At 74.8% G+C, this 10,031-nt stretch carries 10 protein-coding genes; 8 read left to right on the top strand and 2 right to left on the bottom strand.

Translation table 11 applies throughout. The features are described from left to right. Positions 1–474: 474 nt before the first annotated feature. The 4 genes from mmpB to hutH all read left to right on the top strand — a co-directional run bounded on the left by mmpB (position 475) and on the right by hutH (position 4,173). Positions 475–621: a morphogenic membrane protein MmpB gene (gene mmpB, locus A2U95_RS07480; RefSeq protein ID WP_166021418.1), complete on the top strand. Its 147-nt coding sequence runs from the start codon at positions 475–477 to the stop codon at positions 619–621. Beyond that, on the top strand, positions 618–1,259 hold the full coding sequence (locus A2U95_RS07475; RefSeq protein WP_166021417.1) for a nucleoside triphosphate pyrophosphatase: 642 nt from the start codon (positions 618–620) through the stop codon (positions 1,257–1,259). The genes mmpB and A2U95_RS07475 overlap by 4 nt, the downstream gene beginning before the upstream one ends. 90 nt (positions 1,260–1,349) lie before the next feature. Next, on the top strand, positions 1,350–2,594 hold the full coding sequence (locus A2U95_RS07470; RefSeq protein WP_166021416.1) for a GGDEF domain-containing protein: 1,245 nt from the start codon (positions 1,350–1,352) through the stop codon (positions 2,592–2,594). Between the two features lie 31 nt (positions 2,595–2,625). After that, positions 2,626–4,173, top strand: coding sequence for a histidine ammonia-lyase (gene hutH / locus A2U95_RS07465; RefSeq protein ID WP_166024908.1), 1,548 nt, complete (start codon positions 2,626–2,628; stop codon positions 4,171–4,173). A 75-nt stretch (positions 4,174–4,248) separates the two neighbouring features. Here hutH and A2U95_RS07460 read toward each other — a convergent pair whose 3' ends face one another. After that, complete coding sequence (locus A2U95_RS07460) at positions 4,249–5,055, bottom strand: hypothetical protein (protein WP_166021415.1); 807 nt, start codon at positions 5,053–5,055, stop codon at positions 4,249–4,251. A gap of 119 nt (positions 5,056–5,174) precedes the next feature. Next, positions 5,175–5,576: a cell wall protein gene (locus A2U95_RS07455; protein ID WP_206282834.1), complete on the bottom strand. Its 402-nt coding sequence runs from the start codon at positions 5,574–5,576 to the stop codon at positions 5,175–5,177. A 160-nt stretch (positions 5,577–5,736) separates the two neighbouring features. Between A2U95_RS07455 and A2U95_RS07450 the strand changes: the two genes are divergently transcribed. The 4 genes from A2U95_RS07450 (at position 5,737) to A2U95_RS07435 (ending at position 10,006) form a co-directional block, all read left to right on the top strand. Further along, positions 5,737–6,153, top strand: a complete 417-nt coding sequence (locus tag A2U95_RS07450) for a hypothetical protein (protein ID WP_166021414.1) — start codon at positions 5,737–5,739, stop codon at positions 6,151–6,153. Positions 6,154–6,391: 238 nt separating this feature from the next. After that, entirely contained in the window at positions 6,392–7,648 is a 1,257-nt protein-coding gene (locus A2U95_RS07445) for a L,D-transpeptidase (protein WP_166021413.1), read from the top strand. 158 nt (positions 7,649–7,806) lie between these two features. Further along, on the top strand, positions 7,807–9,294 hold the full coding sequence (locus A2U95_RS07440; RefSeq protein WP_166021412.1) for an ABC transporter permease: 1,488 nt from the start codon (positions 7,807–7,809) through the stop codon (positions 9,292–9,294). 43 nt (positions 9,295–9,337) lie between these two features. Then, complete coding sequence (locus tag A2U95_RS07435; protein ID WP_166021411.1) at positions 9,338–10,006, top strand: ABC transporter ATP-binding protein; 669 nt, start codon at positions 9,338–9,340, stop codon at positions 10,004–10,006. The last annotated feature ends 25 nt before the right edge of the window (positions 10,007–10,031 follow it).

The following is a 10,031-nucleotide window of genomic DNA, read 5'->3' as shown; positions in this document are numbered from 1 at the left end:
CGTGGGGCCGCACGTACTGGCCGGTGTGACCCGCCGGTGCGGGCGGCCCACCGGCCGGGTGGCCCGGTGACCTCCCCGCCCGCCCGGCACCCCGGTGACCCCGCTGCCCGGCGCCTCCCCGCGTGACCTCGCCGCCGCGTGCCGCCCGGCTCCGGCGGCCTCCCGGCCGAGGCGGCGCCCCGGCGTCCGGGTGGTCCGCCCGTCCGGGTGGTCCTCCGGACCGGGCGCCCCGGTCGCTCGAACGGCCCGTCCGCCGGAGACCCGTCGGCGCCGGTGGCCCGCCGGCCGGGACGTCCGGGCGGTCCGGTGTCCCCGGAGGCGGCGCGACCTGCCGGTTCGTGGGATCCGACGGCTGCGCGGACCGCCCGGCCGGGTGATCCGCCGACCCGTGTGAGCGGGGTGACACCGGGGGCGGGGCCGCCTGAGTACGCGTACTCAGGCGGCGGGGCTGCCGGGGCGCGCATCCTCGGAGCTGTGCTCTGGTCCGACCCCGATCCCGATGCCGAGCCGCCCGAGGAACTGCGCAGGACGCAGGTCATGCTCCGGCGGCTCGGCGTGCTGATGGCGCTCGCCATGGTCGTCGCGATGGCGCTCCTCGGCATGGATACGCTGCCCCCATGACCGATCAGCTCAACGACCAGCCCGCCGGCCGGGACGGCCGCCCCTCGCGCCGGCTCGTCCTGGCCTCCCAGTCCCCCGCCCGGCTCGGACTGCTCCGGCAGGCCGGGTTCGCCCCCGAGGTGATCGTCAGCGGGGTCGACGAGGACGCCGTGACCGCCCCCACCCCCGCCGAGCTGGCCCTGGCGCTGGCCGAGGCCAAGGCCTCGGTCGTCGCCGCCCGGCCGGAGGCGTCCGGGGCGCTGGTCGTCGGCTGCGACTCGGTGCTCGACCTCGACGGCGAGCCGCTCGGCAAGCCGGCCGACGCCGCCGAGGCGACGGCCCGCTGGAAGGCGATGCGGGGGCGCGCGGGCGTCCTCCAGACCGGCCACTGCGTGTACGACACCACCACCGGGCGGTACGCCTCCGGGACGGCCTCCACCGTGGTCCGCTTCGGCGAGCCCACGGACGAGGAGATCGCCGCCTACGTCGCCACCGGCGAGCCGCTGCACGTGGCCGGCGCGTTCACCCTGGACGGTCGCTCCGCGCCGTTCGTCGAGGGCATCGAGGGCGACCACGGCAACGTCATCGGACTCAGCCTCCCGCTGCTGCGGCGCCTGCTGGGCAAGCTGGACGTCGGCGTGACCGAACTCTGGGCGTGACCCCGCCCGGGCCGGGGACGCGTCACGCCGGGTGACCGCCTCCGCCCCTCCGACGTCACGTTCCGGGCAAAACGTACCTAGCCTGAACGCATGGCAGAGGAGAGCCGCCTGCGCGCGGTCGTCACGCTGGCCCAGGGCATGGCCGCCGCCAGGACCCCCCGGGAGTCCTGGCGGGCCGCCGCCCTGGGCGCGAGTCACGCGCTCGGCGGCAGCTTCGCCGCGCTGTCGGTGTGGGAGCGGGAGATGGGCCGGCTCCGGGTCCTGGTCAACGCGGGCGAGCGCGCCCCCGGCGAGGAGGAGTTCCCGGAGTCCGAGTCGTACCCGGTGCACCAGTTCCCGGAGATCACCGAGTTCCTCCACGAGCTCTGGGCCAACGGCGGCGAGCCGGACGCCTGGGTGGAGACCGCCGACGGCGGCCCGGCCGGCGGAACCGGCCGTGACCGGGCCGGGTACTGCCACCAGCGGGTCGCCGCGCTGCGCCGCCGGGGCCGCGGCTGCTGCGTGATCGCGCCGATCGTCCTGCACGGCCGCGCCTGGGGCGAGCTGTACGTGGCCCGGCCGCTGGGCGCCCCGGTCTTCGACCGTTCCGACGCCGACTTCGCCACCGTGCTGGCGGCGGTCGTCGCGGCCGGGCTGGCCCAGATGAAGCGACTGGAGGAGGCCGAGCGCCTGGCGTTCACCGACGCGCTGACCGGTCTCGCCAACCGCCGCGCCGTCGACGCCCGGCTGGACGAGGCCGTCGAACGCCACCGGACCGAGGGCGTCGTGGTCAGCCTGGTGGTCTGCGACCTCAACGGGCTCAAACAGGTCAACGACACCCACGGCCACGCCGTCGGCGACCGCCTCCTGGAACGGTTCGGCTCGGTGCTCTCGCTCTGCGGGGCGATGCTGCCGGACACGCTGGCCGCGCGGCTCGGCGGGGACGAGTTCTGCCTGATCGCCGTGGGGCCCTCCACCGAGGAGGTGGTCGCCGCCGCCGAGGAGCTCTGCCGGCGCGCCCGGGAGCTCGAGCTGGGCGAGGGCGTCGCCTGCGGCATCGCCACCACGGAGGGGCCGGTCGGCCCGGTGACCTCGGCCCGGCGGCTGTTCCGGCTGGCCGACGCCGCCCAGTACCGCGCCAAGGCGGGCCGGACCACCGGGCCGGTGGTGGCCGGTGTGGAAGGGCCCCAGGACCCGGTCCTGCGCCTGGCCGACGCGCCCCCGCCGGAGGGCGGCGGCGAGCGGCGGGCGCTGCGGGGCCGCGAGGTCCCGCCTCCGGGCCGCGGCGACGGCCGCGGCACGGCTCCGCCCGGTGTGGCCCGGCCCACCGATGACAGCGGCGAATTCAACCCCTAGGCTCCTGAATATGGATATGCACACTGGGTCGATGGAAACCGTGGTGGTGGGAAGCTCCGGCCTCACGCCGGAGCAGGTGCTCGCCGTGGCGCGGCACGGCGCACGGGTCGAGCTGGCCGAGGAGGCGGTGCGCGCGCTCGCCGCGTCCCGTGAGGTCGTCGACGCCCTCGCCGCCAAGCCGGACCCGGTCTACGGCGTGAGCACCGGCTTCGGCGCGCTGGCGACCCGGCACATCGGCCCGGACCTGCGGACCAGGCTCCAGCGGAACATCGTCCGCTCGCACGCCGCAGGGATGGGCCCGCGGGTCGAGCGCGAGGTGGTCCGCGCGCTGATGTTCCTGCGGCTGAAGACGGTCTGCTCCGGGCGCACCGGCGTCCGCCCCGAGGTCGCGCGGGCCATGGCCGGCCTGCTGAACGCCGGCATCACCCCGGTGGTCCACGAGTACGGCTCGCTGGGCTGCTCCGGCGACCTGGCCCCGCTGTCGCACTGTGCGCTCGCCCTGATGGGCGAGGGCGAGGCCGAGGGCCCCGACGGCGTGCTCCGCCCGGTCCGCGAGCTGCTGGCGGCGCACGGCCTGCACCCCGTCGAGCTCAAGGAGAAGGAGGGCCTGGCGCTGCTCAACGGCACCGACGGGATGCTCGGCATGCTGCTGATGGCCCTGGCCGACCTGCGCCTGCTGTACACGTCCGCGGACATCACCGCCGCGATGACGCTGGAGGCGCTGCTGGGCAGCGAACGGGTGCTGGCGCCCGAGCTGCACGCCATCCGGCCGCACCCCGGGCAGGCGGACTCCGCCGCCAACATGCTGGCCGTGCTCCACGGCTCGGAGATGACCGGGCAGCACCAGGGCGACGAGCCGCGGGTGCAGGACGCGTACTCGGTGCGGTGCGCCCCGCAGGTGGCGGGGGCGGGGCGGGACACGCTCACCCACGCCGAGCTGGTCGCCGGGCGCGAGCTGGCGGCGGCCGTGGACAACCCGGTCGTGCTGCCGGACGGGCGCGTCGAGTCCAACGGCAACTTCCACGGCGCGCCGGTGGCCTACGTCCTCGACTTCCTCGCGATCGCCGCGGCGGACCTGGCCTCCATCGCCGAACGGCGCACGGACCGGCTGCTGGACAAGGCCCGCTCGCACGGGCTGCCGGCGTTCCTCGCCGACGACCCCGGGGTCGACTCCGGGCTGATGATCGCCCAGTACACGCAGGCGGCGCTGGTCGGCGAGCTGAAGCGGCTCGCGGTGCCGGCGTCGGTGGACTCCATCCCCTCCTCCGCGATGCAGGAGGACCACGTCTCCATGGGGTGGTCGGCGGCGCGCAAGCTGCGGCAGGCCGTGGACGGCCTCGCGCGGGTCGTCGCCGTCGAGCTCGTCGCCGCGTCCCGCGCCCTCGAACTCCGCCGCGACGCGACCGGGCTGGCCCCGGCCCCGGCGACCTGGGCGGTCGTCCGGGCCGCGCGCGACGCGGACGTCGCGGGCCCCGGCCCCGACCGCTACCTCGCCCCGGACCTCGCGGCAGCCGAGGCGTTCGTCCGCACGGGCGGCGCCGTCCGCGCGGCGCGGTCCGTCACGGGGCCCCTGAGGTAGCACCGCCCGCCCCGGTCCGGGACCCGCCGGGGCGGCCCGCCCGGCGGGCCGGCGGGCCCGCCCCGGGGCGGAACCTCAGCCCAGCTTCCGCGCCTGCGCGGCGACCACCGGGGCGGACACCTCGTAGCGCTTCCCGTCGCTCATGTCACCGAGGTTCACGGTCAGGTAGGTGACCACGTTGTCGCCGTGCCGCACCGCCTGCCCGTGGACGGAGGAGGCGGGGCCGCCCTCCTTGACCGGCGCGCCGGTCAGCGCGAAGGCGACCGTCTCGTCGGCCCCCTCGGCGGCCACGCCCTCCTCCGCGGCGACCTCGTCGTAGAGGGCCGGGTCCTGGCCCGGCAGCGTCACCGTGAACCCGTCGGTGCAGGACTCCACCGCGTCCGCCACGCTCCTCACGGCCCGCCGCGCGCCGTCCCCCTCGTACGTGGCGAGCGTGACCATCGTGACGTCCAGCCGCATCGCGTCCTCGAGCGAGGGGACCTCGCCCGCCCCCTCGGCCCGCTCCTGCGTCGCCTGGCGGGAGACGTGGGCCTTCGCGTCGCCGGCCGCGGAGCCGCTGACGACCTCGGCCAGCGCCTCGCAGCCCTCGCCGCCCTCGACCTCCACGTCCTCGAAGGAGCCGCCGAAGAGATCGCCCTCGCCGGGCTCGGAGACCTCGAAGCCCTTCACGTCACCCGCCCCGACGATCAGCCCGGCGAGCTCCTTCTCCGAGAGCGCCCCGCCCGGGACGGCGCCGCCGCCCGCGGCGGCGGAGGCGGCACCGGACGGCTCGCCGGCGTCCTGCTTCCCGTCGGATCCGCCGCTGCAGCCCGCGACCAGGGCCAGGGAGAGCACACCGGTGAGGGTGAGGGCGCCCAGCCGCGCCCGTGAAGATGTGATCATGTGTCGGACTATGGGCGCATCGTCGCGCCACGGTCAAGGGGACCCGGGCCCGGCGCGGGCGGCGGGGGTTCCGGACCCGGAGGGCGGGGATCCGGGCGGACGGGCGGTCCCCCGGCCGCCTACAGCCCCATCCGCTCGCGCCGCACCGAGTACGCCAGGAACGCGGCCCCCATGCCGAGGAAGGCCGTTCCGCCCAGGACGTACGGCGTCGTGTCGAAGGCGCCGGTGTCGGCCAGTTCGGTGTCACCGGCCGTGGTCCGGACCGTGGTTCCGTCCGTGAGGCCGGGCGAGGTGGTGCCGGCGGGGCCGGACACCGTCCGCATGCCGGAGGACTCCGGCGACCCCGCCGTGGACGGGGCGCGGCCGGCCGCCGCGGCGACGGAGACGGGGACGGCGTGGACCGCCCCCGTCTCCGGGCGTTCCGAGGTCACCGTCGCGTTCGCGGACGGGACGAAGGACAGGGCCCCCAGGAGGGCGCCCGCGGCGGCGGCGGTCAGCAGTGAGCGGCGCGTGGTGGACACGGATATCGATCCCCTTGTGGCGCTGGCGAATTGACCGTGTGGACCGATGCTAGTGAAAGGCGCGGGTCGCGGGAAACCCGAGGGCGCCCGCCGCCGTACGCTCCCCCTCATGAATTCACCCCAGAACAGACGGTTTGTCCGGATCGACGTCCAGATGATCGTGGAGGTCGACGACCCCGGCGCCCTGAAGGCCGCCGCCCGGGCCCGCGTTTTCGAGGATGGCGCCCTCCCGGACGGCGAACGGGGCCGCGTCGAGGCCGTGGTGACGCATGACACGGCGGAGGCGCTGGCCTACCTGGTGGATCCGTTCGACCTGGTCAGCGGGTTGCCCGGAATCGAACTGGCCCAGACCTCGTGGAGCGCGGAGCACGTCGGGGGTGCGTCCGATTCGCTTCGCGCGGACCCTTGCGGCGATGATGCCGAGCACGACGGCACGGCATCCACCGACGCCTTCCCGGACGCTTTCGACGACTTCGACGACGACTTCGGCGACCGCCTCGACGAGGACGGTGCCGAGGCGGAGGACAGGGCCGCGGACGCGGCCGGCGGCCGGCCGGCACGCGTCGGCATCGGCTGACCCCTGGCGGGGAAGGCGAGGACTGCGGAACGATGTCTTCCGGTCCGTCGCGGACCTCCCGGGCCCCCGGCTTCGCGCGAGCGGGGGACCCCCCCGGGTGGTCCGCGGCGTGGCGGATTGCACAATTCACCGCGAGACGGAACCGGAGTGACCCGTCCGGGCGTTGAACAATGCTGACGGGGAATGTCCGCCGGGTCGTGATGCAGGCGTCCCCCAAGGGGTCGGGTGACCAGTGACGATGGAGAAGCGTGTGAAGACGGTCGGTGAGCGGCGGCGGCGCAGGGGGCTGGCTGTCGCGTCCGCGCTGCTGGGCGGCGTGATGGTTCTGTCCGGATGCAGCGGCGGTGACGAGAAGCCGAAGGATCCGGACGCACAGGCCGAGGTCGACGAGGCGGCCGCGGAGAAGACCTCGGTCGCCGAGATCTCCATCACGCCCAAGGACGGCACGGACAACGCGTCGATCAACAACGCGGGCCACGTGGCGGTCAAGAAGGGCACGCTCACCGAGGTCGAGGTGGAGACCAAGGACGGCCAGAAGGTCGAGGGCGAGATGTCCGCCGACAGGACCAGCTGGAAGCCGGCGGTCCAGCTCGAGCGGGCCACGACCTACAAGGTCTCGGTGACGGCCGAGGACTCCAAGGGCCGCGCCTCCCACGAGAACGCCACCTTCACCACGGTCTCGCCGTCCAACAGCTTCATAGGCAACTTCACCCCGGAGGACGGCTCCACCGTCGGTGTCGGCATGCCCGTGTCGATCAAGTTCGACAAGGAGATCGCCGACAAGAAGGCCGTGCAGGAGGGCATCGACGTCTCCGTGAGCAGTGGCCAGGAGGTCGCCTGCCACTGGTTCAGCACGGTCCGCATGGACTGCCGGCCCCAGGACTACTGGAAGGAGGGGTCGACGGTCACCATGAAGCTCGCGCTGGACGGCGTCGAGGGCGCGCCCGGCGTCTACGGCGTGCAGCAGAAGACCGTCACCTTCACCATCGGCCGCAACCAGGTCTCCGTCGTCGACGCCAAGACCAAGCAGATGACGGTCACGCGCAACGGCGAGACCGTCCGCACCATCCCCATCTCCGCCGGCGCCCCCGAGAACAAGACGTACGAGGGCCAGATGGTGATCTCCGAGAAGTTCAAGGAGACCCGGATGAACGGCGCGACGGTCGGCTTCACGGACGACGACGGCAAGGGCGAGTACGACATCAAGGATGTGCCGCACGCCATGCGGCTGACCACCTCCGGCACCTTCATCCACGGCAACTACTGGGGCAAGGGCGTCTTCGGCAACGTCAACACCAGCCACGGCTGCGTGGGCCTGGAGGACGTCAAGGGCGCGAACGACCCGAACATGCCCGGCGCGTGGTTCTTCGAGAACTCGATGATCGGCGACGTCGTGGTCGTCAAGAACACCGGCGACAGGACGGTCGCCCCCGACAACGGCTTCAACGGCTGGAACATGCCGTGGGACCAGTGGGTGGCCGGCTCGGCCGTCTGACCGGTCCGGGGCCCCTGAACGCCGGGAGCGCGAACCGCCGCCCTCGGGCGGCGGGAGAGGCGCCCGGGGACGTGTGACCGCACGTCCTCGGACGCCTCTCCGGTTTCTCCCACACGACGCACCGGGGTTTACCGGCGCACCGGCCTAGCGTGCCGCGCATGTTCTTCACCTACTTGCGCCGCGAACTGCGCCGCCGGAGGAGGGCGGCGCTGGTCGTCGCCTCCGGTCTGGCGCTCGGCATCGCCCTCGTCATCGTCGTCGACGCCGTCTCCTCGGGCATGGGCAGGGCCCAGGCCCGGGTGCTGGAGTCGCTCTACGGCCTCGGCACGGACATGACCGTGACCAAGGCGCCCGAGCCGTCCGCCGAGGGCGAGGAGGACGACCGCCGGCCGCGCTTCCGGTTCGACGCCCAGGGGGGCGAGGACGGCGGGGAGGGCGAGGACGGCGAGAAGCAGAGCAGCGACCGCGTGATGGTGCAGGGCTTCCAGACGCTCGACGCCGCCACCGTCACCGAGGTCGGCGAGGCGGACGGCGTGGCCGCCGCGGCCGGCGGTCTCAGCCTCGAGGTGGTCACGGTGGACGGCGAGTTCACGCCGGGCCGGTTCCAGCAGCCCGAGGGCGGGGGCCGCCCGGGCGGCGGCGCCGCCGGCGAGGTGCGCGGAGGCGGCGCCGACTTCTCCGTCGACGGCTTCTCCGTCCACGGCACGGACGTCACCCGGCCCGCGCTGGGCCCGCTGACCTCCTCCGAGATCACCGACGGGCGCGGCTTCGAGGAGACCGAGACCTCGGCGAAGGTGGCCGTGGTGGACAGCGCCTACGCCAAGGAGCAGGAGCTGGGGACCGGCGACACGGTCACCGTCGGCGGAACCGGGTTCGAGATCGTGGGCCTGGCCACGGCGTCCAGCGGGGACGCCGCCGCCGACGTCTACCTGCCGCTCGCCCAGGCCCAGGCCCTCGCCGGCGCCAAGGGCGAGATCACCACCGTCTACGTCCAGGCGGACGACGCGCAGCAGCTCGACGCGGTGAGGTCGGCGGTGCTCGAGGCGGTGCCGGACGCCACCGTGACTACCTCCGAGGACCTCGCCGACACCGTCTCCGGGTCCCTGTCCACCGCCTCCGGGCTGGCCGTCACGGTCGGCCGCTGGCTCTCCGTGGTGGTCCTGACGGCGGCGTTCCTGGTGGCCGGCCTGCTGACCTCGTCCGCCGTCTCCCGCCGGGTCCGCGAGTTCGGCACCCTCAAGGCGCTGGGCTGGCGTTCGCGCCGGGTCACCGGCCAGGTGGTCGGCGAGGCGGTGGTGACCGGTCTGCTGGGCGGCGCGCTGGGCATCGCGCTGGGGGCCGCCGGAGCGTGGGCGATCACCGCGTTCGGGCCGTCGCTCTCCGCGCAGCTGGGCGGCGCCGGCGGTTCCGGCGCGAGCGGCGGCCCCGGCGGCGTCATGGGCGCCGGCCCCGCCGGCGTCATGGGCGGCGGGATGCGCCAGGCGGCCTCCCGGTCGCTCGACGTGGCCCTCACCGCGCCGGTGAGCCTCTCCGTGATCGCCCTGGCGGTCGGCCTGGCCGTCGCGGGCGGTCTGGTCGCCGGAGCCTTCGGAGGGTGGCGCGCCTCGCGGCTCCGTCCCGCCGACGCCCTCGCCCGGGTCGCCTGACCGGCCGCCCTCCCTCCTCCCCTCTCAGCAGGAGCAACACACCATGTACGAACTCACCGGCGTCACCCGCCGCCACACCCGCGGCAAGGACGTCGTCGACGCGCTGGCCGGAGTCGACCTCACCATCGCCGACGGCGACCGCCTGGTCGTCCAGGGCCCCACGGGCGGGGGCAAGTCGACCCTCCTCCAGATGCTCGGCGGCCTCGACCGGCCCACCTCCGGCAGCGTGCTGCTCGACGGCGTGGACCTCGCCGGGCTGTCCGAGGCCCGCCTGACCGGGATCCGCGGCGAGAAGATCGGCTTCGTCTTCCAGAGCTTCAACCTCATCCCGACCCTCACCGCGCAGGAGAACGTCGAGACGGCCCTGGTCCCGCTGGGCGTGAAGCCGAGGGAGCGGCGCGAGCGGGCCGCCGAGGCGCTGGCCTCGGTGGGGCTGGGGGAGCGGCTCGGCCACGTGCCGGGCGAGCTGTCCGGCGGCCAGCAGCAGCGGGTGGCCATCGCGCGCGCCCTGGTCAAGCAGCCCAGGGTGCTGCTGGCGGACGAGCCCACGGGCAACCTGGACGAGGCCACGCGGGACGAGATCATGGACGTGCTGGAAACGCGGTGCGAGGAGCACGGACTGACCTTCGTCATGGTCACCCACGACTCCCACCTGGCCCGGCGGGCCCCCCGCCTGGTGACCCTGCGCGAGGGCGTCCTCGTGCCGTCCTGACGTCCGGCGGGGATCCGGCGGCCCG

Source organism: Streptomyces chilikensis, assembly GCF_001642695.1.
Classification (GTDB): Bacteria; Actinomycetota; Actinomycetes; order Streptomycetales; family Streptomycetaceae; genus Streptomyces; species Streptomyces chilikensis.
This window is presented reverse-complemented; position numbering and strand designations above follow the sequence as displayed.